Source organism: Singulisphaera sp. GP187 (assembly GCF_900129635.1).
GTDB lineage: Bacteria > Planctomycetota > Planctomycetia > Isosphaerales > Isosphaeraceae > Singulisphaera.
This window is the reverse complement of record NZ_FSRB01000001.1, coordinates 360,440-386,770: the sequence shown is the minus strand read 5'-3', so window position 1 is coordinate 386,770 and position 26,331 is coordinate 360,440. Positions and strand designations below refer to the sequence as shown.

The window sequence follows — 26,331 nt, the reverse complement described above, 5'->3', positions numbered from 1 at the left end:
TGTGTTTCGTCATCGAACCTTCCGATCATTCCGTCTCCAACAACCTACTGTCGTCCCGACGCCATTCTGGGGTTTTGTGCGTCGGTCTTACCGGACCACATCACTGTGGACGCCCTTTCTGAGGGGCCATGCGTCAATTGGGCTTCGCCATCGAGGAGCAGGCTCGCCACGACAGTCGGCCGAATCGAGTTTACTTGCGTTACGGACTGATCGTTCACCTACGGTTGCTTCCCACCCCGCCTCGCGGCGACGCAGTTACCCTCGGTTACGAAGTGCCAGAACACTTCGGCAGGAACTCACACCCTGCGGATTCAATGCAATTACAGGCGCACTCCCCGACGCTCCGCGTCGTCTGGCCTTCGCAAGCCGAGGACACAGCGCGTCCCAGACTTCATTTCCACGGGGGACCGTGGGAACGAGTCGCGAGCGGCTTCCTAGAGCGGTTTTCCTTTGCATTGCGCACAGCGGAGGAAAAAGGGGACTGGCTCCCGGCCCCTGAGCCCTTGAATCTCGCCGAACGCTTTGGAGACCGGGTGCCTGTCCCCTTTTTCCGTGCGCCAGCCGGTCGGGAACCGCTCTAGTCCTGGATCGGGGGTCGTTGAAAAAGAAAGGGCGATCGGCTCTTACCAGGAACAGAAGCTGGGACAAGGCCATGCCACGAGTATCCCTCCCCTCCGACATCAGCGAATGTCGGAGGGGAGGGGCAAAAACTCGCTTACTTCGCGTCCGTGGGTTTCACGTCCTGATTCTGGGCCCCCAGATACTCGATCAGGTCGACGAACTCCGAAGGGGCCAGGGTGGAGGCGGTGCCTTCGGGCATGCTGCTCTGGGTCCGGAGGGCACGTTCCTCGATATCCTTGACGAGGATCTTGCGGGTGGCCTTGCCGTCGAAGAGCTCGACCTCCTTGTCGTTTTCGCTGACCACCAGGCCCGACGCGATCGTGCCGTCCGCCGTCGCAATCATGGTTGACCGATACTTGGGATCGACATCGGCGTTGGGGTCGATCACGGAGTGGATGATCTTGGTCCTGGGCATGCGCTTGGCGACGCCGGCGAGGTTCGGCCCATACTCGCGGCCTTCGCCGTTGCCCACCCGGTGACAGGCGGTGCAGGTTCGGACGAAGACCTCACGACCACGATTCTGGTCGCCCCGCAATTGCGCCAGGCCGGTCATGGCCTTATCCCGTTCTTCGTCCGGCTTCGGCTCCTGGCTCAGGAGCGACTGAAGGAACGGCAAGGCCGCCGCCCCTGCCTTCGAGGCCGACATCAACTCCGTGACCATCTGCACACCGCGCGGGCCTGACTTCGCGAGCCGTCCCGTCAGGTAGTCGGCACGCCAGACGCTCTCGTTGGCCCCGAGTGCCTGTTTGACGGTGTAGTCGCACCAGTAGTCGGCCGGCGCCTGGGTCATCGCCAGGAGCGCCGCGGCGGCCTTGGGCTCGGGGAAGTAGCTGAGGCCACGCGCCGCTTCGGTCCGGACTCGGGGATGAACATCCTTGGAAGCGGCCAGCAACAATTCAAGGGCCTGCGGGAACGATTCCCGCTCGTCCGCAAGGATCCGGACGGCGGCGGCTCGGGCCTCGAACGTGGGCGAGTCCTTCAACACTCGGGTCAGCAGCTCGGCATCAAGGCGATGATGCGACTCCAGGATCCAGAGCGCCTCACAACGGAGCCGGTCGACCTCGGGGTCCTTGGGATCCAGCTTGGCCACCCAGGTCTTCACGGCGGCGGCGACTTCGTCCGACGGGCGGTCGCGGAGCTCGCGACGGGCCCGGTAGCGGGTGCGCCACTCGTATTGCCGCAACTGGTCCAGGAGTTCGGGCACCGGCTTACCGAACTGGGTGACCGGTTCCACCAGCGGCCGTTCCGGATAGACGAGTCGATAGATCCGACCGCGGGTGTGGTCGCGATTCGGGTCGCGCTGGCTATACTGCATGTGACCGATCAAGGCGTTCGCCCAATCCCCGAACCAGAGCGCTCCGTCGGGCCCGATCTGGGGATCGGCGGGCCGGAAGTGCTTGTCGGTCGAGCGAATCAGGTCGTCGGGCTGACCGTTGGGGAGCTTCAAGCGGGCGCCATGGTAGCCGCCGCCGTCGTCCTTGAGGCTGAACCGAGGCATTCCATTCATGTTGATGACGCAGGCGTAGGTGAACTGCCCTTGGACATCGTCGGGGAAATGCCGACTGACCAGGAACTCGCTCCCCAAGGCGGGCCTCATGCCTTCGTTGTCGAAGACCATGTTCAGGCCGGTCCGGCCGCGGTACTGAGCGCCGGAGAGAGGCGTATCCCAGGCATGGTTGGCCGTCGTGCCGTCGCCGACAATGCCTTGTCCCCAGCCGTTGAACACGTAGCACCACATGTTGTACTGGCCAGGCAAGGCGAACTGGCGGATTTTGAGGGTGCGCGGGTCCATCACGTAGGCTCCGCCCGTCCCCTGGCTGCGATGCGGCCCCCAGGGGGTCTCGAGGGTCGTGCTCGTGGCGATCCCTTCGAGCATGTGCAACGACCCGCCGTGGTTCCACTCGAATGCGCCACAGGTGTGGTGGGTGTCGTCGGTGGCCCAGCCGTCGACGAGGTGAACCACCTCATCCGCCTTATCGTCGCCGTCGGTGTCCTTCAGCCAGAGCAACCGCGGCTGGTCGACGACCAACACGCCGCCGTTCCAGAACTCGAAGCCGGTCGGGCATTGCAGCTTGTCATAAAAAACCTTGCACGTATCCGCCTTGCCGTCCTTATCGGTGTCTTCGAGAATGACGAGCTTATCGTTCGGCTTGCCGTCGCCCGGCTTCCACTGGGGATAGGTGGGCATGCAAGCGACCCAGAGTCGCCCTTTGTTGTCGAAGTTCAACTGGACGGGCTTGGCCAGCTCGGGAAACTTGGTCTCGTCGGCGAACGGCTCGATCGCGAACCCAGGGGGGACGGTGGTCGTCTTGACGAGCTGGTCGGGCGTCAGATACCGCAACGAATCGGCTTCCGAGTATTTCTGCCGTGGCTCACCGAATCGCGTGGCCGGGACGATCAGGTCGCCGGTGCCGGAATCGTCGGGCTGCTCGGGAACCGGCTTGTTCTGGACGAGGTTCCAGATATACCGGTCGCGGACCTCCGCCATCTTTCGAATCTTCACATATTCACGCGGAAATGTCTCGGTATCCCAGGTCCGTCGCCCGCCGTAAACGTACCAGCCATTCAGCATCCGATAATCTTGCAGGTGCACCCAGGACTTATCGTTGACGGCAGCCCGGAGCTTCTCGTAGGCAGGGCTTCCCACACTGGCCGTGGAGGGAGTCGTGAACATGGCTTCGTCGATCAAACGGGCCACTTCGCGATCACCGCGCTCGTTCAGGTGGCAACCGTTGATCGTCAGTTGCATGCCGGGTTCGGCGGTCATCAGGCCGGCCGACTTTTCCAGCAGGTCCACAAAGGCGACCCCCTTTTTCGCCGCCACCTCGGCCGAGGCGCGGGTGTAGAGGCTCAACCGTTCGTTCTCCGCGCGACCGTCGGGCAAGAGCGGGTCACCGGTCGGCTCGAACGCGATCGGCGAGATTACCACGAAGCGCGGGGCCGCCTTCGTATCGTCGCGGGGGTACTTCTCGGCAATCGTGTCGAAAAACCGCAAGTAGTCGGCCTGGAACTGGGCGACACCCGCGGCGCCCGCGTACGACTCATTGAAGCCGAAGAAGCAAAAATAGGTATCAGCGCCGAAGGCGGTCAGGGGGTCGTCCAGGGCCGTGTAGTCGGACGAACGTTGGCGGATCCCCACCTCGTCGGCGGGACGCGCAAAATTGCGCACCACGAGTTCCTTATCGGGAAATCGCGTGTGGAGGAGGGTCTCAAAGTGTCCGAACAGGTTCATACGTTCGGCGAACGAGTTCCCGACGAAGGCGATCCGTTCGCCCTTGAGAAAATCGAGGGGCAACCGACTGGGCGGCAAGGCGGGGCGCTGCGGCCTTGGCGGCAAGGCGAGCAGTTTTTTTGCCAGTTCCTTGGACGGTGCCTGGGCACTCGCCGGCTCCGCCTGGCCGTAAGCCAGAAGCGAACCTAAGACGAGGAGAGCACGCTTCGCGTGAGTCATGGGATCAGGGGCCTCGGCGTGGTGCACGATCAGTTTCACACGGCTCAGCGAGCGGGCGAGTTCGCCCCTTCCGCCGATCGCTTCGGAAAAGCAGTCTGTGAAAGCCGTTGGAAGATTCCCTCCGCAAACGTCCAGATTAAACGGTTGGATCATGAGGGACAACCAGTGGTAACCGGCTCGCCGCCGTATTCGACGGGAGACCCGTCGCTCACCCTTTGGTTTTACGTTTCCCGCAGACATGAGACCTTGGGATGTTCAGGAACTTACGGCAAACCATTCCCGCGGACCATCAACGTGGTCGGGCGACCTGGCACGGGCCAACGCCGGAATCAACCGCGGTTGCGGATCAACCCATTGAGGTCGTCTTGAGAATCGGGGAAACTTCTCCTGGGTGATTCCCCTCATGTCTGGCAACGAAACGCGGCTTGAATCCGAACCCAGCGCACTTGGTAGGGAACCGGGCCATGTCATTCCGTTCCGTATTCATCGCCCTGGTCTTGAGCTTCGGCATGATCCTGGCGGGTCTCTTGATCAACGGGCGAAGACCGGCGGTCGAGACGATTCAGCCCAACGCCTCGTTCGTGAGGGCGACCGGTAAGTGCGCCTCGTGCCACACGCGCACCCAGCATTCGATTGTTCACGAGTTCGAGTTGAGCGAGCACGCCAAGAAGGGGGTGACATGTCTCGACTGTCACCAGACCGCGGAGGGGCAGACGAAGGAAGCCCATCACGGGTTTGAGATCAGCAAGACGGTCACCTCCGCAAATTGTCGGAGTTGCCACGAGACCCAGTACCAGCAATTCCTCCGCAGTCGGCACGCCGCGCCCTCCTGGGCGGCCGTCTACGGCGAAAAGGGGCTGACCGCCGACCAAGTGGCCTTCTCCGAGAAGTTTCATCCCGGCGCCTGCAAACGCGCGGCGAATGCCTTGGTCAGCCTGGAGGGCCAATCGGCCGTGACCGTCGGCTGCGTGAAGTGCCATAGCGTCGGCCGGCCCAACCCCGACGGCACCATCGGCTCGTGCACCGCCTGTCATACCAGGCACACCTCCTCGGTCGAGATCGCCCGCCTGCCGACCACCTGCGGCCAGTGCCACATGGGGCCCGACCACTCGCAGTTGGAGATCTACAACGAATCCAAACACGGTGTCATGTTCGCCGCACAGAAGTCGCAGCTCAAACTCGACGCGCCCGCGAAGTCACTGACGACTCAAGACATGTTTGTCCCTACCTGCACCACCTGCCATATGAGCGGCCTGAACGGCCTCAAGTCCACCCACGACACCTCGGAACGACTCTCGTACTGGCTGGCCGATGAAATCTCAAAGAAACGTCCGAATGCCGAGCAGGCGCAAGTGGCGATGAAAGAGGTCTGCAACCAGTGCCACACCCAACGTCTGATCGATCAGATTTACGAGGATGCCTCCAAAGTCGTCGAATCGACCAACGAAAAGGTCAAGGCCACCTCCGACATTATGACCGCCCTGCGCAAGGAAGGCGTCCTCGGCCCAAAACGGTTCGAGACGCCGATCGACTTCATGTACTTCGACCTCTGGCACTATTACGGACGGACCACCAAGCACGGCGCCTTCATGGGAGGGCAAGACTTCGCCCAGTGGCACGGCGCTTACCCGATGCTCAAGCACAGCGTCGAGATCAAAGCGCAAGCGGAAGAACTGCGGAGGGCGCACGGCAATGCCACCGCGAAGTAGTCGACCGTGGTATCGTGAACCCAGGCTCTGGCTCGAAGCCTTCGTGATCGTCAACATCGCGTTCCTGAGTCTTGATATCTGGCTGGCGCATTCCGTCAACAAGTTTGCTCATCCCGCCGAGTCCATTCCGCTCTACTTCTCGATCGTCGCCCCGCTCGTTCTTCTCGCGGCGCTCGGCCTGGGCGAGGGCCTTGGCTACCGAGCGGCCTGGCGCGACCTGGGATATTTCGTCGGCTGGATCGCGGTGGGAATCGGCCTGATCGGCCTGGTCCTGCATCTCGACAGCCGCTTCTTTGAAGAACGGACGATCAAGAGTCTTGTCTACGCCGCCCCGTTCGCGGCCCCCCTGGCGTACACCGGGCTGGGGTTGCTCTTGATCGTGAACCGAATGATCCCCGACGACGCGGCGGAGTGGTCCTACTGGGTCTTGTTGATGGCGCTCGGCGGCTTCCTCGGCAACTTTGTCTTCAGCCTGACGGACCATGCGCAAAATGGGTTTTTCCACGCGACCGAGTGGATTCCGGTGGTCAGCAGCAGCTTCGCGGTCGGCTTTCTGACGGCCCCGTTCTTGACCTCGATCGGGCGGAAGTTCTTGAGGCTCAGCGGCCTGGTGCTCCTGGCCCAAGCGGGCGTCGGACTGCTGGGTGCCTACTACCATCTCGCGGCCGACTTGCAGGGCCCGGCGCCAAGCTTGCTCACCAACCTGATCGACGGCGCCCCCGTCTTCGCCCCCCTGCTCTTCCCCAACCTCGTGCTCCTGGCGGGCATCGCGCTCTGGACTCTCCGCGATCACATCGAACAGGATGCAGACGCAATTTCCTCAACAATTTAAAACTTGTTATCACACAACACAGAATAATTCACGGTTCCATGAACCCCACGGCTTGATCACATCAACGTCGCAGCGCGAGTCCGCAAAGACGATCTCCTCGACGCCATCGCCGCCCTCCGAGGTTCCTCGAAAAGGGACGGATCGAAGAGGCTCGAGCCCGGTTCGCCCCTGACCTGTGGGTAAGAGCGCCTCACAATCCCCGGTGGGGCGGGCGAGACGCCCGCGGTCCCAGGGAATTGGAGCCACGGGGGGTTTCGTCGGAACGCGCTGGCCTCCACCGGCACTGGGTTGTTAAGGGTTGCGATGATGCCATCGCCATTCGGGCCAAAACCTGACCCGACCTGACGGCCAAAATGCGGGAGGAAGGGAGAAAACCATGGCCAAATCTCAAGGCCGCGAATACGTCTGGCTGCAATGCACAGAGACCAACGACCTGAACTACCGCATTCAGATCAACACCCGCGGCGGGGTCCCCGATTCCATGAAAGACGGGTTCCGGAAGTATTGCCGCCGACTTCACAAGCACACGATTCACAGAATCAAACGAAAATAGGCCGATCGATTTGAGCGTTTGACCACGAATCCCTCGGCACTCGACTCGTCCGAACTCTCGTCGGTGGAGGATAGCAATGATCGAGAAGCTGCCGGTGACGGTTCTCTCCGGATTCCTCGGCGCCGGAAAGACGACGGTCCTCAACCACGTCTTGAACAACCGCGAGGGGCGCAAAGTCGCGGTCATCGTCAACGACATGAGCGAGGTCAACGTGGACGCCCGGCTCGTCCGCGACGGCAACGCCTTGAACCGGGTCGAGGAGAAGCTCGTCGAAATGACGAATGGCTGCATCTGTTGCACGCTCAGGGAGGACCTGCTCGTCGAGGTGGCCCGGCTCGCCCGCGCAGGACGGTTTGATTATCTGCTGATCGAATCCAGCGGCATCTCCGAGCCGCTCCCCGTCGCCGAGACCTTCTCGTTTGAAGATGAGGAGGGACAATCGCTCTCGGACCTGGCCCGGCTGGACACGATGGTCACGGTCGTCGATGCCGCGAGCTTCCTCCCCGACTACCTCGCCTCGGAGGAGCTCAAGGAACGCGGTCTCGCCATCGGCGAGGATGATGACCGCACGGTCGTCGACCTCCTCGTGGACCAGGTCGAGTTCGCGGACGTCATCGTGGTTAACAAGGTCGACCGCGTCTCACCCGCCGATCTGGAACAGCTCGAGGCGCTCCTGCGCCGGCTCAACCCCGAGGCCGAGCTCGTGCGGACCTCGTTCGGCCAGGTCCCCCTGGCGAACGTGCTCGACACGGGCCGGTTCGACTTCGAGCGTGCCGCGCAGGCGCCTGGCTGGCTCAAGGAGCTGCGTGGCGAACACGTCCCCGAGACCGATGAGTACGGAATCTCGAGCCTCGTCTTCCGCGACCGTCGGCCGTTCCACCCTCGCCGATTTCACGACTTCCTCGACGAGGGGTTTCCCGGCCTGCTCCGCGGCAAAGGCCAATTCTGGATCGCGTCCCGACCCGACTTCGTCGCCGAGTACTCACTGGCCGGCGGCGCCTGCCGCATCGAACCGATCGGCCGCTGGCTCGCCGCCGTTCCGAAATCCGAATGGCCCGAGGACCCCGAAGAGTGCCAGTCCGCCCTCGACGGCTGGGACGACCATTTCGGCGATCGCCACCAGGAACTGGTCTTCATCGGCAGTGACCTCGACCAGGAACAACTCCGTGCCCGCCTCGATTCCTGCGTCCTGACCGACCGCGAAGTCGCCCAAGGCGAATCCGCCTGGGCGGAACTCGACGACCCCTTCGCGCAGTGGGACGAGGAAGGATCAGATCGGGAGCACGACCCCGCGAATTAACACCGTCACCGCTTACGCAACCTGTACGCTGCTTACGCAAGAACGTACGCCGGCGATCGCGGCAAGCGACGCGGGCGGGACGGCCGCCCGTCGCTTGCTGACATAGAGACGCAGGTGGGAGTCGAACCCACTTCAACCGGTTTGCAACCGGCCGCCTGGCCGTCTGGCTCCAGCGTCATCGAGAGGAGGAACGCAACCAAACCACGTGATCAAGACAAGTGCCCTCGCCAGGAGTCGAACCTGGCCTTCGACCTTCGCAGAGTCGCGTGCCTCCCACACACTCCGAGGACAAACCATCCATTTCACAAGACTTGTCGCCACGTTACCGGTAGCTCCCTGTTTTTGGACTCTCGCATCGGCTGGTTCTTTTGACACCGTGGCAACAGCATCGGGTTGATGGAACCGGGCGAATAACCTGGTCACGTGGCGACAATGTCCATTTGCGTTTGCCTCGGTTGTGCTCGCAGACCGCTTTGGCCCGCATCGATCTTTCGTCCATACAGAGGGAAGACGGCGCATGCCCGCGAGAAGTTCGCGCTTTTTGTGAGACTGTCGCAAGGATACCGGGATCTCGTTCCCACGCTCCGCGTGGGAACGAGCTTCTCCGGTGAGTCTCGGCCTCCAGGGTAGACAGACGGCCCGGTTGCCTTGCGACAGACTCCTCTTTGTGGATAATTCCCGGCAAGGAAAAGCATTCTCAAATACGGCTATTCCGATCAGTCAATCACTTCGGGGAGATGTCTTCCCCCGGGCAACGCGCGGTGGCTCCCGCGTATTCCGTCAGGTGGGATTTCATCACGTCCATCCACAAGGCGAGCCCGCACCACTCGCCGAACGGCTCGTAGTAGAGAGCGATCTGCTTGTCGCTCGCCGGCTCACCTCCGTTCCGCTCGCGGAACGAGGCGCGGCAGCTCGAGTCGAGCCCGAGCCGGTCGAAGGAACCGAGCAGCCGGCACATGCTTCCGGCGGCGTACTCGCCGAACCCCTTCAGGCCCCGGATCCGGCGGAACAGGTCGTCACCGGACACGCCCGGCTCTCGCCACAACTCGAGGTCCAGCCCCTGCTCGACGATCGCCCGGGCGAGTTGGCTCAAGTAAGCACTTCGGTAGCCGGCGCGCACATGATCATTCAACGCGTCGACGCTCAGACTGGCAACGCGCTCCGGGGTCGGGAAACTGTGCTCTCCCTCGCCGAGTGGCGCGCCAAGGGTCGCCAGCCGGCGGCACATCTGGACCGTCGCCCCCCAGGTGGTGTTCGTCGTGAGCAAGGTCTTCGCCAGGTCCTCCCAGACCGTGGGAGACACGAGCATCCGCCCCGCGCCCATCGTCTCGACCCAGCGGTATTCCGGGCGACGACGAGCCGATCGGTAGAACGGAGTCAGGTCTCGGGTCAAGTTCAAACAGGTGCCGACCACCCGCACGACCTCCTCGCGGCGCTCGCGACTGAGCCGGCCCTTGCCTCCCGCTTCGACGGACACACGGACCGTCCCGTCGTTCTCTCCGCCGCCAATCCGAAGGCGAGCCACCCCGCCGTCGCGGAACTGGTGGACCCGCGTCAGGACCTGGCTCGCGTGGTCGTAGGAAAACGGGGGAAGCTGATACCAACCGTGGCTAAAGACCGTGGGAATGAACCGAAAGCCGGCCGGGACCGGGATGAGGATCGCTGCCATCAGGGCGGGCTCCACGCGTCAAGGATCGCTATATTCCGGCGCAGAATGGCAGGCATGGATTCGCCGAAGCTCGACCCCATGCACACCCGTGCGCCCTCGATCGACGCGCTAGGCTACCGAATGAGCGACCCCGTTCGCCAGAGGAGTCGCCCGGTTCCCCCGCCAAAACACAACAGAATCCTCACACAATTCCCTGTCGATCTATTGAAAGGCGGAAGCGGCGGAAACGACCGAACCCGGGGCGGCCTGCACGCGGAGCCACTCATACCAGTCGGGAAGCCCCTCGCCGGTGGTTGCCGAGACGCGGAGCACCTGAAGCGCGGGATTGACCTGGCGGACGTGGGCGAGGAAGCGTGTCACGTCGAAGGGGACGTAAGGGAGCAGGTCGACCTTGTTGAGAACCACGAGCGTACTGGCTCTGAACATGTGAGGGTACTTGAGCGGCTTGTCGTCCCCTTCGGCCACGGAGGCAATGACGACCTTGGCTCGCTCGCCGAGGTCGAAAAGGGCCGGGCAAACGAGGTTGCCGACGTTCTCGATCATGACGATGGAATGGAGCGGCGGGTCGAGCTGATCGAGGCCTCGGGCGAGCATGGCGGCGTCGAGGTGGCAGCCCGTCCCGGTGTTGATCTGGACCACGCGACAACCGGTCGCCCGGATCCGCTCGGCGTCGTTCAAGGTCTCCTGGTCCCCTTCGATGACCGATAGTGACAATTCACCCGCCAGGTCATGAATCGTGCGCTCGAGCAATGTCGTCTTACCCGCCCCCGGCGAGCTGACCAGATTCAGCGCCAGGATATCGCGCCCGGCGAGCCACCCTCGGTTCCGCTCGGCCAAGCGGTCATTCTTGGCGAGAACGGCCGCCTCCAGTGTGATCGTGGTGCCGGACCGTTTGGAATGGTCATGGGAATGGTTATGGGTGTGATCATGATGATGCGAATGTTCGTGATGACTGTGGTCGTGTCCCTGGACCTCGTCGAGCGTTATCGTCAGGCCGGTTGTCAAGTTGGTGAGTCTCGGCTGAGAGCTGTCGGAGCATCCGCAGGTGGTGCACATCAAATCACCTCGAATTCCTTGATTTTCAGTTCCTCACCGGAGAGCCACTCCAAGTCGGTGCCGCCACATTCACAACGGCCGAAGGGGCGTTCAAGACAGACCTCGCCCCCACAGTCGCAGCACCGGGCCAGACCGGGCGTCTCGAGGATGACCAGGCACGCCCCTTCCATGGGGGTGCCTTCAACGCAAAGGTCGAAACAAAACCGCACGGCGTCAGGCAAAACCGCTGAGAGCTTGCCAATCTCCAGCACAACGCGAGTGACCCGCGCACCGCCCGAATGTTCGCAGATCATCTCAACGATCGCCTGCGCAATTCCGAGCTCATGCATTCGGCCACCCTACATCGATTTGTTCCGCACGTATCGACTCATCGACCCCACAGCGAACAGGCTGCCCACAACCAGGATCAGCAGCGTCACCATCCCCAACGCCAATCCGCCAATCACTTCAAGCACTTTCATCGCAAACAACCTCCCTTCAACCAAAGGATACCGGGATCTCGTTCCCACGCTCTGCGTGGGAATGCCGTCCGCGACGCTCCGCGTCGTCTTCCCCGGCGGGTGGGGCCGCGAATTTCGGCCTCCGGGGCAGACAGACGGCCCGATTTCCTTACGACAGTCTCGAACTTCACGAGTATTTCTTTTCTGCCCCTCGATAAGAAACCCCGACCCCACGGCCCTCGCGGACCTGTTCGACGAGCGACTCGACGAGGAGAACCGCATCGTCCACGGCCCGTTCGACCGGTGCACTCAGCTCCATCGCCGGGGTATCCTCTTCGCCCAAGGGAGTCGGTTCGCAACCGACCAGCAGGACCGGCCTGGGATGACCACCCAGGGTGATGACGAGGCGGAAGACCTTCACGGGATCAAGGGAATGGGTCTCGAACATCACCCCATCCGTGGAGTCGCAACCAACCCCGACGTTCCACTCGGGCTCGATCACGGAGAGCGTACCGGGCGGTTCGCCGCGCGGGAGTGCATCGACCAGGATAACGACCTCGGTGGCTTCATCAAGAAGTGCGAGCGCCAGGTCAAACCCGCGAATGCCGAAATCGACCAGGCGGACCCCGTCGGGCCGGGGGCGGCCCGCCAGCCGGCGGGCGACCTCGGGGCCAAACGCATCGTCACCCAGGAAGATGTTCCCAACACAGGCGATGAGGACTTGCGGGGGCTTGGTCGTCGTCGTCATGGGGGAACCTCCGACTCATCGCCGAGCGGCTCGACCTCTTCGGGCCGGAAGAAAAAGCGATGGCCCGGCTTTCCCGCCACCCCTAGGTCGCGCCCAGGGTCATCGTCAACGGTTACGGCAAGATGAATCTTATCTTCAAAATCTTGTTCAATCGCCGTGATGATGGCGGTCTTACCCTTCAAGGCCAGATCAATGATGTCGGCCGCGCCCAGGGGCCAGAGCCGAACCGGAGCGCCCAGGCGAAACTCGACCCCGGCGACACGGACGCTCTGGAGCTTGGGCGGTTCGCTGGTCGGATCCCACCTATCCATGAGCCTCGTCCCCTCTCCCCGAGAACGGTCGGGCTTCGCGCATCGATCCATGCAGCTCCATGAGTTGCCCGCGTGCCAGCGACTCGGTCCGTTCCAGCAAGGCGCGGCCACGGTCGTCGAGCTCGCCCATCGCTCGCTTCTCCTCGTCGCTGAGCGTCATGATCCGGAGCGTGAGGATTTCGTCGATCTCGGTCGCGTCAAACAGGTCGCCGGGACTTTCCGGGGCAATTTCAGGATAGTCGTAAAGAATGATCGGCGAGGAGAGCATCGTGTCGACTTCCCCCTCGGCCCCGACGAGCACCGGCCAGGTCCCTTCGTTCCGGCAGGCCGCCGTCAACGCACGCAGCGGTTCGGGAGGGTCGAGCAAGGAGATGAACTCACCGTCTCGGACGCCCAGTGACGTATGCGTTGAAACCAGGCTGTTCAGGAGAACCTCGTCACGGTCGTCGGACGCCGCTTCGAAAGCGGTCTGATTCTCGATCCGGACCGTGATCCGGTAGAGCCGATTGCCCACGGCCTCGGCCGAGAGTTCGACGATCCCCTCAACGCGGCGTTGCTGACGCTCGACAAGCCCGACGATCTTCCCGGTGGCGTCGCGCACCGGCTCGCGTTCCGCTCCGGGGCCGAACTGGAATTCGATGCGCCGGGGATGGGCGGCGAGCTCACCCAGGTCGGAGTCGTCCCGACCGATCTCCCGTTCGACGGCCTCTTGCCAGGAGTGAACCACGGAGTCGCCGACCTGGAGCGATTCGACGAAGCGGACCGGCGTCGACGCATCGATCGGTGCGTCGGCCAGGGGAGTGTCAAGCACGCCGACCCGACGCGTGACGAGATGGAGGAATCGGACGGAAACGGTCAAAAGGGTACTTGGGGATCCTCGCACAAGGCATTGCGTCTGCATGGTGGAAGCGTCGGCCCCAGGTCGGTCCGCCGTGTACGACGGCGGATAGAGGCCGCCGAACGACCAGCGCTGGCGGTTTTTCACCGACGGGCGGTAAGGATACAACAGGTAGCCCTCATAAAGGAGGGCGTTGACCAGGCGGTCGACCAGGCATTGATTCATGGTTCAACTCGCTCGCGGCACGTGTCCAGGAGCCGTTCCAGCGCCTCTTCCCAGGTCGGCAATCCCAGCCGGCTCTTGTACAGATAGAGTTGATCGAACACATCCTGCCGTAAACAGAGCCAGGCGCTGTTGGGGTAATAGAGCTCCATCATCGCCTTCCAAACCGGGACCGGGAGTCGATAGTCCGTCTCTTTCTCCCAGGAGATCGGGCTGACTTGCAACGCCCCACTTTCATCCTCGGCGTAGAAGATGGTGCCACTGAACAGCAGAGTAAGCGAGACTTCTCCATCCTCCAGTGCATAAAAATACTTGGTGGACGCGACGTTGAAGTCATACGTACAAGGCACGGGGAGATCGACGACGGTCTGGCCGGTGAACGGCGGCACGCTCAGGCTCGTGTGGGTCCAGAGTAGGCTCCGGAGCGTCTGACCCCAGCGTGACGGCTCGCCAAAGAGGTCGAGCAGGCGGTCCTGCTCCGCCGAGGCGTACCGCCGCCGAGTCGGCTCGATCCGGATCTGGCACCGCAGGGCCACGGCCGGGATCGGCAGTGCCCCGGCTCCGGCCGAGTCGGTGATCCGGAGCCGGAAGTTCAGTTGCGGCGCGGCGGAGAACGGGATCGGCGCGGCCCCCTCGACCGCAAAGTTCAGGTCCGGCATGGTGGCGTGTCCCCCGACGGCCGAGACCGCCGCTTGAGTCCTGCAAAGAACGTACCGATCTCCGCCCAGACCGTTGTCCCCCCTGACAGACCCCGCCAGTGCGTACGGATCAGGCCGACCAGTTTATAACACTCGTCGATCGACACATAATAAGACTCGTTCAACTCTCCCAGCCGGTTGACGAGAAGGGCCTCGACATCCGGCTCCATCGTCTCAAGAACCGAGTTCTCCCTGACCAGTTGGTCCCACGTTTCCAATGACAGGAGCGACTCGGTGGCCCCCGCCGGGCTCGGGAAATAAGCGAGCACACGACCCGCCGCGGTGCATCGAACGAAAAAGGCGAGGTTGATCGGCAGATGCAGATCTTCCCATTGCTCATCACTCAGATGAAAGTCCGTGAGCAACTCGACACGCGCGGGGACTCGGCGGTAGCGTGCATCCGGCCGCTGGCCACTGAACAGGATCGAGCACGCGTCGCAGCAACAATGGAGTTGTCGGGTGGCCGATTCCCACAGGTGCGGATGCTCGGCCGCCAGCCCGAGGCCGCAAAGTTCGCAGCGTTCGACGGGTGGCCGGCCCCGCACGAATTGACGGAGCATGGCCCACGGTTGTGGTTCCGCCGGCGAGTCCGATAACATCACGGCTCCTCTCCAGAGTCGGGAACGTCCCCCCGGAACCTCGTCTCAAGGCCTGTTTTCATGTTGCCCATTGCCACCGGCCAAAGCCGGTTCCAGCGTCACGATCGGGAGCAGTGAAGAAAGGTTCGCCGGCTCGACGACCCCTTCGACCTCGATGGAAGCAACGTCAGGCGCAGCCCCGAAGATCGCCGACTCGATCGTCTGCCTCAGGGTGGCCGCCGACGAGGGACAGCCATGACAGCTCCCCTGCATCCGGAGTCGAACCACGTTGCCGTCAATGCCGAGCAACTCGACGTCACCTCCGTGCGTCTGGAGTTGAGGGCGGACCTGGTTGAGTGCTTGGGCCACCCTCACGTCGAGGTCGTGGGGGTGAAGGCCATGGAGCAGGAGCAGGTTTGCAGCCAGTTCATCCTGCGCGACTTGCTCCATGATCGCGCGGCCCGGTGGGCCGGCCGCGGTGATATGTCCGACGAGGTTCGCCAGGGCCGCGCCATGGAATTCGAGGAGGGCCTGGACGATCTCGCGGGCTTGCTCCTGCGCGACCGGGTCGGCGAAACACTCGATCTCATCGATCAGGGTTTCAATCCGGCCGATCCGGCCGCGGAAGTCGTTGTCGGGCGCATTCACGGGTGGTCACTCCGGTCGATGGGCACCGAACATGGGGGAGTGGCTGACTTGGAGGACCTTGCCGTTGCCCATGAACATGTGGACGCCACACGGCAGGCAGGGGTCAAAGCTGCGGACCGCTCGCATGATGTCGATCCCTTTGAACTTGTCGGGGCCGTTCTCCTCGAAGATCGGCGTGTTCTGGACGGCGTCCTCATAGGGACCGGGCGTACCGAAGCTATCGCGCGGGCTCGCGTTCCAGGGGGTCGGGGGATAGGGGTGATAGTTGGCGATCTTGCCGCCGCGGATCACGACGTGATGCGAGAGGACTCCGCGCACCGCCTCATGGAACCCACAGCCGATCGCCTCTTTGGGCACGGTGAAATCGGTCCAGGTCTTGGTCCGACCGGCGTGCAGCTCCTTGAGCGCCTGCTCGGCGAAGTAGAGAGCCGCCGCGGCCGCATAGGCCTGAAAATAAGTCCGGGCGCGGTCGCGTTCGATGGCGTTGCTCCACTTGGGGATCTTCCATTCGAACTCGACCTCGGGCTTTGTGGCGGTCTTGGGAAGGTAGATCTTGACGCTCTGGCCAGTCGCCTTGATGTAGCCGATGTCGACGAGACCAGCGAGCGCAGTGGCCCAGAAGCGGGCGAGCGGGCCGCCCCCTGTGTCGAGGGCCAGGTAGTCCTTGGTCCGCGCATCATACCAACGCGGCGACATCACCCAGGTGTACTTATCCTTGAAGTCGCGCTTCTGCGGCTTCGGGTTGGTCGTCTGGTTCCACGGGTGGCGGGGGTCGACCGGGTTGCCCAGGGGGTCGTTCTTGACGAACATCTCGCCCCCTTGCCAGTCGTCGTAGTACGAGCTGCCCAGGAGGATCCGGAGGCCGAGGTTGATCTCGACCAGGTCGGTCGTCACAAGCTTGCCGTCGACGATCACACCGGGGGTGACGTACATCGCCCGCCCCCACTCCGTCATGTTCTTATACGTATAGTCGCACACGTCCGGGTTCTGGAACGAGCCCCAACAGCCCAGAAGCACACGGCGCCGCCCCACTTCTTCATAACCGGGAAGTGCTTGGTAGAAGAAGTCGAACAGGTCGTCGTGCAGCGGAACGACCTTCTTCATGAACTCGACATACTTCATCAGCCGGACGATGTAGTCGGTGAAGAGTTGAACCGTGGGGACGGTGCCGACGCCGCCGGGGTAAAGGGTCGAGGGGTGGACGTGGCGCCCTTCCATCAGGCAGAACATCTCGCGAGTCAGTCGGCTCATCTGGAGGGCTTCGAGGTAGAACGACCCGGTGAACGGGTTGAGCGCCCGCATGATGTCGGCGATCGTGCGGAAGCCGTGGAGGTCGGCATGCGGCGACTCGGTCCGCTCGGCCAGGTCCAGGACCCCCGGGTTGGTCTCCTTGACCATGGTCTCGCAGAAGTCGACGCCGACCAGGTTATCCTGGAAAATATTGTGGTCGAACATATATTCGGCCGCTTCGCCGAGGTTGACGATGCACTCGGCCATCTTGGGGGGGCGGATGCCGAAGGCCATGTTCTGGGCGTAGCAGGCGCAGGTCGCGTGGTTGTCGCCACAGATCCCGCAGATCCGGCTGGTGATGAAGTGGGCGTCGCGCGGATCCTTGCCCCTCATGAAGATGCTGTAGCCGCGGAAGATCGACGACGTGCTGTAGCACTCGGCGACCCGGTGGTTGATGAAGTCGATCTTGGTGTAAATCCCCAGACTGCCCACGATCCGGGTGATCGGGTCCCACGACATATCCACAAGATGGCCGGTCGAAGCGTGAACATCTTTTTCGGGAGTGACGACTGTCGCCATCGTTCGGCTCCTTTCTGGATTTTTCAGGATTTGACGGGGGTGGGTGGGTGATATCCGGTGGTCAGTTCGGGGCGGCGATGACGCCACTTCGGCTCCTTGTTGGCCGTGTCCATGGTCCAGCCGCGCAGCTTCCGGATGATCCGGCCGTAGAACCCGATGGCGACCGAGGAGAGGCGAGCGCCCGGAGGTTCGTCCATGAACGGCATGAACTTGTCGGGAAAACCTGGCATGGTGCAGCCGATGCAGATCCCGCCGACGTTGGGACAGCCACCGAGGCCGGCCATCCAGCCCCGCTTGGGCACGTTGCAATTGACCACCGGCCCCCAGCAGCCGAGCTTGACCAGACACTTGGGCGAGCCGTATTCGTGGGCGAAGTCCGCCTGCTCGTAGTAGCCCGCACGGTCGCAGCCGTCGTGGACCGTTTTGCCGAACAGCCAGGTGGGTCGCAAGCAGTCGTCGAGGGGAATCATGGGGGCCAGTCCGGCCACCTGATGGAGGAGGTAGAGCAGCGTCTCCATGAAGTTGTCGGGCTGAACCGGACAGCCCGGCACGCAGACGATCGGCAGCCCGGCCTTCGACTTCCAGTCCCAGCCCAGGTAGTCGGGCAGGCCCATGCAGCCGGTCGGGTTGCCTTCCATCGCGTGGATCCCGCCGTAGGTCGCACAGGTGCCGATCGCCACGACGGCCACCGCCTTGGGCGCGAGCCGATCGATCCATTCACAGGTCGTGATCGGTTGGCCGGTCTTCTGATCCGTCCCGAGCGCGGCCCAGTACCCCTCCCGGTGGATCTTCTCGTTGGGGATCGAACCCTCGACGACGAGGACGAACGCACCGAGGCGGTCATCGTCGGCGAGATACCAGTACTTCATGAATTCATCGCCGTTTTCGTAGGCGAGAACCGGGTTATGCAGGTAGACCTTGGGGAGCCCGGGGATCGCCCCCCGCAAGACGTCCTCGATGCTCGGCTGGGTGGCCGCGGTGATCGAGACCGTGTCTCCGTCACAGCCGAGTCCAGCCGTGATCCAGAGAACGTGGACTTCCTTAACCGCCGGCGCGTGCTGCGTCTTCCGGCCGTAAGGCACTGTCGCTGCCGTCATGGTCAGACTCCTCTCGGGTAGGTGCGAATCAACAACAGATGTTGGCTCTCCTCGCGTTTACGCTTCCTTCCCACGATTTGGCGTGCCGGTGCCAATGCCTGCCTTTTCCTATCGGGAACTCAGGGTCCCTGAACAGGTGGACCTGGCTGCCCTTTACATTAAATAATGTTCAATTCTTTGGTGCCACGGGTTATACTCAACCCGTGAGCCAAAAACTTGGGCGATCGCTCACGGATTGAGTACAACCCGTGGCACCCAGCGGCCGTTGCATCCCAGCGATCGCCCATCAGAAAATCAAGGAAAACCGAGACCAACGGCTTAGAGTCACCCGGCTCGCCAGCTCAATCGGTTGCTCGCTGGATGCATCCCTCAGCAGATGCGCGGCAACTGTTCTCCCGAGAGCAGGGTGACGACCCGCTCGCCCCCCACAATCGAACGCAGGGTGACCATCCCCGGGTGCTCGGCCACGACCTGGCCGATGAGCGCGGTATTCCGGCCGAGCGGGTGCGAACGCATCACAGTCACGAGTCGCTCGGCATCCGCGGATGGGACGACGGCGATCAGCTTCCCTTCGTTGGCGACATAGAGCGGGTCGAGCCCAAGCATTTCGCAAGCGCCCCGGACCTCGGCGCAGACCGGGATGGCGGCCTCATCGAGCCTGACGCCCACGCGTGACGCTTCGGCCAGCTCGTTCAAGGCGCTCGAGACACCGCCGCGGGTCGGGTCGCGCATCGCCCGGATCGATGGGCAGGCGTCGAGCATGACCCGGACCAGGTCGGTCAGCGGGGCCGTGTCGCTCTCGAGCACGGTCTCGAACTCGATCCCCTCACGAACCGACATGATCGCAATGCCATGGTCGCCGATCGTCCCCGAGACCACGAGATAATCGCCCGGCCGCGCGGACCGGATCGAAAGCGAGCGCCCTTCGGGGACCAGACCGATCCCCGAAGTGGTGATGAAGACCTGATCGCCCTTGCCGCGATCGACGACCTTGGTGTCACCGGTGACGAGCACGACCCCCGCCTCGTCGCAGGCCGAGCGCATCGAGGCGACGATCCGTTTCAGGTCGGCCAGCGGCATCCCCTCCTCGAGGATGAACGCCGCCGACAGGAAGAGCGGACGCGCCCCTCCGACCGCCAGGTCGTTCACGGTTCCATGCACGGCAAGCTTGCCAATATCTCCACCGGGGAAGAAAAGCGGACGCACGACAAACGAATCGGTCGTAAAGGCAATTCGAGGCGCCTTCACACCGTTATCCGTCCCCAGGCGAAGCGTGGCTTGATCCTCGAGCGCCTCGAGCACGTCATTTCGAAACGCGGGGACGAATAACCGCTGGATCAATTCGTTCGTCAGGAGCCCGCCGCCGCCGTGACCGAGCACGATCTGGTCGTAACGCGACTGGGGCACCGGGCAGGCGCCGAAGAGTTCGGCATCGAGCGTCCCAACGGGCTCACTCATCGGATGACCTCCTTGCCGGAACCGAGGGGAACCAGGCTTTCCAGCGGAACCAGCGCGTCGCTCGGATTCCTCTCGAGGTGGCGGCCATACGCGTAATAGGCGGCGCACGCCCCTTCCGACGAAACCATGGTCGCGCCCAGCGGGTTTTGCGGCGTGCAGGTCAGGCCGAACGCCGGGCAATCGTGCGGCTTTTTGAGCCCCTTGAGGATCTCTCCGCTGATGCAGATCGCCGACTCTTGCGTCTCGATCCCGGAAACGGCGAACCGCCGTTCCGCGTCGAAGTCATAATACGCAGGGCGGAGCTTGTAGCCACTCATCGGGATGAGGCCAATCCCCCGCCACTTGCGATCACAAACCTCAAAGACATCTTCAATCAAGGACTTCGACGCTGGATTCCCTTCCGGCCGGACCGCGCGGGCGTACTGGTTCTCCACCTCCGCGCGCCCCTCTTCCAACTGGCGGACCACCCAGAGCACACCTTCGAGCAGGTCGAGCGGCTCAAAACCGGTGACGACGATCGGCACGTGGAAGCGGTCGGCGATCGGCCCGTACTCACCGCACCCGACCACGGTGCAGACGTGCCCCGGCCCCAAGAACGCCCGAACGCGATTGCCGGGAGACTGGAGAATCGCCGTCATCGCCGGCGGCACGAGCACGTGCGACACCAGGACACTGAAGTTCGTCAGCCGCTGTTTTCGCGCCAGCCAGACGGCCATTGCGTTCGGCGGCGCGGTCGTCTCGAACCCGATCGCGAAAAAGATAACCTGGCGGCCGGGGTTGGCCACCGCGAGGTTCACGGCGTCGAGCGGCGAATAGACGATCCGGACGTCCGCCCCTTGCGACTTGAGCTGCAACAGGTCGCCGCGCGACCCGGGGACGCGGAGCATGTCGCCGAACGAGCAGAAGATCACGTCGGGCCTCGAGGCGATCGCATGCGCCCGGTCGATCATCTCGAGCGAGGTCACGCAGACCGGGCAGCCCGGCCCATGCACCAACTCGACCTCGGCGGGCAAGATCCGGTCGATCCCGTACTTGACGATGGTGTGGGTCTGTCCGCCGCAGACCTCCATGATCGTCCAGGGCTGGGTCACCGTCCGCGCGATCGCCGCCGCGAGCTTTCGGGCCCCGACACTGTCTCGATACTCGTCGAGATATTTCATGGCGAATGCGCCTCCAGGTCGTCGAGCTGATTCATCTCCTCGAGAAACGCGAAGACCCGCTTCGCCTCGACCTCGTCAATCCGAGACAGGGCGAATCCCACGTGAACAAGCACGTATTCGTTGGCCACAATGTCGGGCACGTGCTCCAGGCAGACTCGCTTGTAGACCCCGCCGAACTCGACGCGGCCCATCAGAACGTCATGCTCGGTGTAGGTCTCGACCACCTTTCCGGGGATTCCGAGGCACATCGGCAACTCCTCATCCAGGGACCAACCCCGCCGCTTGCCCTGCCGCCGCGACCGCGAGCTGGCCCAGGCACAAACCGCCGTCATTCGGGGGAACGCGTTGGTGGCGATAGACCCGGAACCCATCCTGCGTCAGTCTTGCCACGGTCTCGGTCGTCAGCAGGACGTTCATGAACACCCCACCGCTCAGGACCACGGTGCCAAGCCCGTGCTCCGCGGCCAGCCGGCCACAGACTTGTGCAATCATCTCGACCAGAGTGGAGTGGAACCGGCGACCGATCCGCGCCGCCGTGCAGCCCGTTCGAAGGTCGTCGACCACCCCGGCGATCAGCGGCCTCGTGTCGATGACAAGGCTCGGACCAGGCTGGATCACAAACGGATAGGAGTCACAAGCGGCGGGAAGGTCCGAGGCGAGTCCCTCGAGTTCGATCGCCGCCTGCCCCTCGAACCGGACACGGTCACGAACCCCGGCCAGGGCCGCCACGGCGTCGAAGAGCCGGCCCACACTTGAGGTCAAAGGAGCATTGAACCGCCGCTCCAACTGCTGTTGCACAACCAGGAAGGCCGGCTCCTGAATCCGAGCGAGCCAGCGAGCGCCATCTTGTCCGGCATCGGCCAGATGCGCGCAAGCCATCCGCCAGGGTTCCCGAATGGCCTGCTCGCCTCCGGGCATCGCCACATACCGCAAGTGGGCCGCGCGACGGAACTGGCGACAATCCCCCATGAGGAACTCTCCTCCCCAGATTGCGCCGTCGGTTCCATAACCGGTTCCATCAAAGGCCACGCCGATCACCGGCTCATCCAGGCCGTGCTCCGCCATGCAACTCGCGATATGCGCATGATGATGTTGGACCGCAACCCGAGGAATCTCCCCTGGGTGCTCGGCCGCATACCGGGTCGACGCATAGTCCGGATGCAAGTCGTGCGCCAGCAACTCCGGCTGAAACGCAAACAACCGCTGGTAATGAGCGATCGCCTCGACGTAGGCCCGGTACGCCTCATAGTGATCCAGGTCGCCAAGGTGGTGGCTCAGCACGGCGTGTCGCCCACGTCCCAGGGCGAACGTCCCCTTCAACTGGCCCCCAGCGCCAAGGTGGGCCGGCGACACTCGACCGCCAGTCTCATCGGTTGAGGAGCATATCCCCGAGAGCGGCGGAGCGGCGATTCCTTGCCGTCGACGATTCGCGTGACCGAGTCATCACACCGCATGTGGATCGGGCGATTATGAGTCAGATAGAGGTAGGCAATGCCCGCGAGACGCACGCTCGCGTCATCGTCCTCGTAGGCGATCGGCTCGTCGGAGCGGTTGCCACTGGTCATCACCAACGGCAGCGAACCGAGCGTTCGGAGTAAGAGATGGTGCAGCGGGGTGTACGGCAACATCACGCCGAAATCAGGACTGCCCGGCGCGACGGCAACAGCCACGTCCGCCCCCGGCCGCCTGCGGACCAGGACGATCGGCCGGCGCCTCGATTCCAGCAACGCCGCTTCACTCGTGGAAACCTCCGCAATCTCGCGCGCCCCGGCCAGGTCACCCACCATCAGGGCGAATGGCTTCGCATCGCGTTGCTTGCGACGCCTCAGCTCCGTAACCGCCCGCGCGTCAGCCGCCAAGCAAGCCAGGTGGTATCCCCCCAACCCTTTCAGCGCAATGATCCTCCCTTGACGCAACGCGGCGATCGCGGCCTCCAGGGGATCAGCCGACGCCAGCCTTGCGCCCTGGGCATCGAGCGCCTCCAAGCGCGGTCCGCACGACGCGCAGGCGATCGGCTCGGCATGGAATCGACGATTATACGGATCTTCATACTCCGCGCGACACTCCGCGCACATGACGAACGATTCCATGGTCGTCCGTTCCCGGTCGTACGGAGCATTCCGGATAATCGTGAACCGTGGCCCGCAGTTGGTGCAGTTCAAGAACGGATACCGATACCGTCGGTCGCGAGGATCGAACAGCTCGGCAAGGCAGTCAGCGCAGGTGGCGACGTCCGGGGAGGGAAAGATCAGGCTCGCGGCGTCGGCACTGCTCGACTCGATCCGAAAGCACGTGTCGTTACGAGGCAGGCAAGATGTCCAGCTCACTTCCTCGAATTGCGCCAGCGGCGGAGGCCGCTTCATCAGCGCGAGGAAGAAGCCGTCGACGGAACGATCCTCCCCCTCCACTTCGATCAGGACGCCACCCGTCTGGTTCTTCACGAAGCCGTGAAGACCAAACTCCGACGCCAACCCGAAAACGAAGGGGCGGAGTCCGACTCCCTGCACGATCCCACTGATCGAGATCGCTCGGCGTTCCATAAGCGCGCAACTCCGGACGTATGGCTCACCACCAAGACCAAGACTCAAGTCCTCAAATGAGCGACATGGTCGACCTTAGAGGGGAGCGATCCGCTCGAGAGAGAAGCCGTTACAGAGAACCCGTGAACATCCTGATTTCATCCAGCCTTTCACTCGTCCCTTCGCCTGTCAACAGCAAAATCCCACGGGCCGCTCGGATCAGCCCAGAACACTAGTTAGACAAATGAGACATGGGCCGACTTTGATCGGGCGAATCGGTCGGGACCACGCGGATGACGACGGACTTCGAGGCGGGGGTTCGGCTACCGTCGGCGAAGTCGTCGACCGGGACGAGCACGTTCGCTTCGGGGAAATAGGTGGCCGTGCAGCCGCGTGGGATGTCGTACGGGATCACGATGAACCGAGGGGCCAGGCGACGCTCGCCCCGGAACTCGCCGATCAGGTCGACCACCTGGCGGTCGACCAGGCCGAGCGCGACGATGTCCTGTTGGTTCATGAAGACGACGCGCCGCTCTTGGTAGACTCCTCGATAGCGGTCGTCCAGGCCGTAGACGGTCGTGTTGTACTGGTCGTGGCTGCGGACGGTCATCATCAGCAACTGGCCGGGGGCCAGTTCGATCCGAGGGATCGGCAAGACACTGAACTGGGCCTTGCCGGTGGCCGTCACGAACCGGCGGGCGGCGGCCGCGTTCGGGAGGACGAATCCGTTGGGCTGGCGGACACGGTTATTGAAGTCTTCAAATCCAGGGATCACCTGGGCAATCCCGTCGCGAATCCGGTCGTAATCGGCCGCGAGCGCTTCCCAGTCGACGCGTGAGTCAGCGCCGAACACGGCCCGGCCGAGCCGTGCGACGATCGCCGGCTCGCTCAGCAGAAACTCCGAGGCCGGTGCCAGGCCTCCGCGCGAGCTATGGACCGCGCTCATCGAATCTTCGACCGTCACGAACTGAAGCCCGCCCGCCTGGGTATCGAGTTCGGTCCGACCGAGGCAGGGCAAGATCAGGGCCTGGCGGCCGGTGACGAGATGACCTCGATTCAGCTTGGTCGAGACTTGCACCGTCAGCCGGCAACGGCGGAGGGCCTCGGCCGTGTAGGCGGTGTCCGGGGAGGCGGAATGGAAGTTGCCGCCCATCGCGAAGAAGACGTGAGCGCGGCGATCGTGCATCGCCTTGATCGCGGCCACCACGTCGAAGCCGTGGGCGCGAGGCGGCTCAAAGCCGAACGTGCGGCCAAGTCGATCGAGGAAATCGGCAGACGGGCGTTCATAGATGCCCATCGTCCGATCCCCTTGCACGTTGCTATGTCCCCGGACCGGGCAAGCCCCCGCCCCCGGCCGGCCCAGGTTGCCCCGGAGCAAGAGCAGGTTAACGACCTCCTGAATGTTCGCGACCCCATTTTTATGCTGGGTCAGCCCCATCGCCCAGCAGACGATCACCCGGTCGGCCGCGATATAGATCTGGGCCGCGCGCCGGATCAGGTCGAGATCAACGCCGCTCTGCTCGAGGATCTCCTCCCAGGAGGCGGCGTCGAGCGCCGCGGCAAACGCGTCGAATCCTGACGTATGCTCGGCGATGAACGATCGGTCGAGCACCTGGCCGGGCCGCCGCCGTTCTTCCTCGAGAACCTCCTTCATGATCCCCTTGAGAAGGGCGACGTCACCGTTGATCCGGACGGGGAGGAACAGCTCCGCGATGGCGGTGCCCCCCTTGAGCATGTCGCCCACGTGCTGCGGATGGGCGAACCGGTCGAGCGCCCGCTCGTGGAGCGGATTCACGCTGACGATGTGACAGCCGCGCCGCGCGGCGGCTTCGAGCGCCGAGAGCATCCGGGGGTGATTGGTCCCCGGGTTCTGGCCGATCACGAAGATCGCGTCGGCCAGGTTGAAGTCGGCGAGCGAAACCGTCCCCTTGCCGACCCCAATCGTGTCGCCCAGGCCGACGCCGCTCGACTCGTGGCACATATTCGAGCAGTCGGGGAGGTTGTTGGTGCCGAACAGGCGGACGAAGAGCTGATAAAGGAAGGCCGCCTCGTTGCTCGTGCGTCCCGACGTATAAAAGATCGCCTCGTCGGGAGAGTCGAGCTTGCGGAGCTCGCCGGCGATCAGGTTGAAGGCATCCTCCCAGGTGATCGGCGTGTAGCGGGACGCGCCCTCGGTCAGGACCATCGGGTGGGTGAGCCGCCCTTGCGACTCGAGCCAGTGGTCCGACTGCTCGAGGAGCAGAGGGATCGACCATTCGTTGAAGAAGTCGGGCGTCACGCGTCGGGTCGTGGCCTCGGCCGCGACGGCCTTGGCCCCGTTCTCGCAGAACTCGGCGTGGGAGCGGTGATCGACGCCCGGCTCGGGCCAGGCGCAGCCGGGGCAGTCGAATCCGTGGGCCTGGTTGACCTTCAAAAGGGTCGAGGCGCCCCGGAACATCCCCATCTCATGCATCGTGTGCTTGACGGTGCTTGCAATCGCGCCGAAGCCGGCCGCGGGATGGTGGTAGGGCCGCACGTCGACCTGGGCCAGCTCGGTGGGATGGGCCGCGGGTTGATCGCGAACCGGGCCGGGGTCCGGGGCTGTCGTCGATGACTTGCCGATCGGATCAGACAT

21 protein-coding genes, 2 tRNA genes and 1 pseudogene are annotated in these 26,331 nt (G+C 63.5%); 4 read left to right on the top strand and 20 right to left on the bottom strand.

Going from position 1 to position 26,331, the window contains the following annotated elements:
* Positions 1-715: 715 nt before the first annotated feature.
* Positions 716-4,072, bottom strand: coding sequence for a PVC-type heme-binding CxxCH protein (locus BUS42_RS01655; protein ID WP_074310566.1), 3,357 nt, complete (start codon positions 4,070-4,072; stop codon positions 716-718).
* Positions 4,073-4,536: 464 nt separating this feature from the next.
* On the opposite strand from BUS42_RS01655, the gene BUS42_RS01650 reads away from it, so the two are divergent.
* The 4 genes from BUS42_RS01650 (at position 4,537) to zigA (ending at position 8,466) form a co-directional block, all read left to right on the top strand.
* On the top strand, positions 4,537-5,781 hold the full coding sequence (locus BUS42_RS01650; RefSeq protein WP_074304704.1) for a multiheme c-type cytochrome: 1,245 nt from the start codon (positions 4,537-4,539) through the stop codon (positions 5,779-5,781).
* Positions 5,765-6,613: a hypothetical protein gene (locus BUS42_RS01645; RefSeq protein WP_074304703.1), complete on the top strand. Its 849-nt coding sequence runs from the start codon at positions 5,765-5,767 to the stop codon at positions 6,611-6,613. Before BUS42_RS01650 ends, BUS42_RS01645 begins: the two co-directional genes overlap by 17 nt.
* A 376-nt stretch (positions 6,614-6,989) precedes the next feature.
* Complete coding sequence (gene rpmG, locus BUS42_RS01640) at positions 6,990-7,166, top strand: 50S ribosomal protein L33 (RefSeq protein ID WP_074304702.1); 177 nt, start codon at positions 6,990-6,992, stop codon at positions 7,164-7,166.
* A gap of 76 nt (positions 7,167-7,242) precedes the next feature.
* Entirely contained in the window at positions 7,243-8,466 is a 1,224-nt protein-coding gene (zigA, locus tag BUS42_RS01635; RefSeq protein ID WP_074304701.1) for a zinc metallochaperone GTPase ZigA, read from the top strand.
* Between the two features lie 106 nt (positions 8,467-8,572).
* On the opposite strand, the gene BUS42_RS43450 is transcribed toward zigA, so the two are convergent.
* The 19 genes and pseudogenes from BUS42_RS43450 to BUS42_RS01555 form a co-directional block, all read right to left on the bottom strand.
* Positions 8,573-8,643, bottom strand: a tRNA-Cys gene (locus BUS42_RS43450).
* A gap of 42 nt (positions 8,644-8,685) precedes the next feature.
* Positions 8,686-8,756: transfer RNA gene (locus BUS42_RS43445), tRNA-Arg, on the bottom strand.
* Positions 8,757-9,190: 434 nt separating this feature from the next.
* Positions 9,191-10,135: a DNA glycosylase family protein gene (locus tag BUS42_RS01630; protein WP_074304700.1), complete on the bottom strand. Its 945-nt coding sequence runs from the start codon at positions 10,133-10,135 to the stop codon at positions 9,191-9,193.
* Between the two features lie 201 nt (positions 10,136-10,336).
* Positions 10,337-11,191 (bottom strand): hydrogenase nickel incorporation protein HypB, encoded by an 855-nt coding sequence (gene hypB, locus BUS42_RS01625; protein ID WP_074304699.1) that lies wholly within the window; start codon positions 11,189-11,191, stop codon positions 10,337-10,339.
* Positions 11,191-11,520: a hydrogenase maturation nickel metallochaperone HypA/HybF gene (locus tag BUS42_RS01620; protein WP_074304698.1), complete on the bottom strand. Its 330-nt coding sequence runs from the start codon at positions 11,518-11,520 to the stop codon at positions 11,191-11,193. Before BUS42_RS01620 ends, hypB begins: the two co-directional genes overlap by 1 nt.
* A gap of 9 nt (positions 11,521-11,529) precedes the next feature.
* Positions 11,530-11,652, bottom strand: coding sequence for a hypothetical protein (locus tag BUS42_RS45945; RefSeq protein ID WP_256386116.1), 123 nt, complete (start codon positions 11,650-11,652; stop codon positions 11,530-11,532).
* Between the two features lie 166 nt (positions 11,653-11,818).
* Positions 11,819-12,379: a hydrogenase maturation protease gene (locus BUS42_RS01615; RefSeq protein ID WP_074304697.1), complete on the bottom strand. Its 561-nt coding sequence runs from the start codon at positions 12,377-12,379 to the stop codon at positions 11,819-11,821.
* Positions 12,376-12,690, bottom strand: coding sequence for a hypothetical protein (locus tag BUS42_RS01610; RefSeq protein ID WP_074304696.1), 315 nt, complete (start codon positions 12,688-12,690; stop codon positions 12,376-12,378). The genes BUS42_RS01615 and BUS42_RS01610 overlap by 4 nt, the downstream gene beginning before the upstream one ends.
* On the bottom strand, positions 12,683-13,753 hold the full coding sequence (locus BUS42_RS01605) for a hypothetical protein (RefSeq protein WP_074304695.1): 1,071 nt from the start codon (positions 13,751-13,753) through the stop codon (positions 12,683-12,685). Before BUS42_RS01605 ends, BUS42_RS01610 begins: the two co-directional genes overlap by 8 nt.
* Positions 13,750-14,409 carry a DUF6084 family protein gene (locus BUS42_RS01600; RefSeq protein WP_074304694.1) on the bottom strand — a complete coding sequence of 220 codons (660 nt, stop codon included), beginning with the start codon at positions 14,407-14,409 and terminating at the stop codon, positions 13,750-13,752. Before BUS42_RS01600 ends, BUS42_RS01605 begins: the two co-directional genes overlap by 4 nt.
* Positions 14,397-15,047 carry a DUF5947 family protein gene (locus tag BUS42_RS01595; RefSeq protein ID WP_074304693.1) on the bottom strand — a complete coding sequence of 217 codons (651 nt, stop codon included), beginning with the start codon at positions 15,045-15,047 and terminating at the stop codon, positions 14,397-14,399. The genes BUS42_RS01600 and BUS42_RS01595 overlap by 13 nt, the downstream gene beginning before the upstream one ends.
* Positions 15,048-15,092: 45 nt before the next feature.
* On the bottom strand, positions 15,093-15,674 hold the full coding sequence (locus BUS42_RS01590; protein WP_074304692.1) for a NifU family protein: 582 nt from the start codon (positions 15,672-15,674) through the stop codon (positions 15,093-15,095).
* A gap of 6 nt (positions 15,675-15,680) precedes the next feature.
* Complete coding sequence (locus BUS42_RS01585) at positions 15,681-17,483, bottom strand: nickel-dependent hydrogenase large subunit (protein ID WP_074304691.1); 1,803 nt, start codon at positions 17,481-17,483, stop codon at positions 15,681-15,683.
* Between the two features lie 23 nt (positions 17,484-17,506).
* Positions 17,507-18,580 (bottom strand): NADH-quinone oxidoreductase subunit B family protein, encoded by a 1,074-nt coding sequence (locus BUS42_RS01580; RefSeq protein WP_074304690.1) that lies wholly within the window; start codon positions 18,578-18,580, stop codon positions 17,507-17,509.
* 369 nt (positions 18,581-18,949) lie between these two features.
* Positions 18,950-20,038, bottom strand: a complete 1,089-nt coding sequence (hypE, locus tag BUS42_RS01575; RefSeq protein WP_074304689.1) for a hydrogenase expression/formation protein HypE — start codon at positions 20,036-20,038, stop codon at positions 18,950-18,952.
* Positions 20,035-21,198, bottom strand: coding sequence for a hydrogenase formation protein HypD (hypD, locus tag BUS42_RS01570; RefSeq protein WP_074304688.1), 1,164 nt, complete (start codon positions 21,196-21,198; stop codon positions 20,035-20,037). The genes hypE and hypD overlap by 4 nt, the downstream gene beginning before the upstream one ends.
* The gene (locus BUS42_RS01565) at positions 21,195-21,446 is read right to left on the bottom strand and encodes a HypC/HybG/HupF family hydrogenase formation chaperone (RefSeq protein WP_074304687.1); all 252 of its coding nucleotides are present in this window, start codon (positions 21,444-21,446) and stop codon (positions 21,195-21,197) included. Before BUS42_RS01565 ends, hypD begins: the two co-directional genes overlap by 4 nt.
* Before the next feature lie 10 nt (positions 21,447-21,456).
* Positions 21,457-23,738 (bottom strand): annotated as a pseudogene (gene hypF, locus BUS42_RS46240) (carbamoyltransferase HypF).
* 211 nt (positions 23,739-23,949) lie between these two features.
* Positions 23,950-26,331, bottom strand: coding sequence for an FdhF/YdeP family oxidoreductase (locus BUS42_RS01555; RefSeq protein WP_074304686.1), 2,382 nt, complete (start codon positions 26,329-26,331; stop codon positions 23,950-23,952).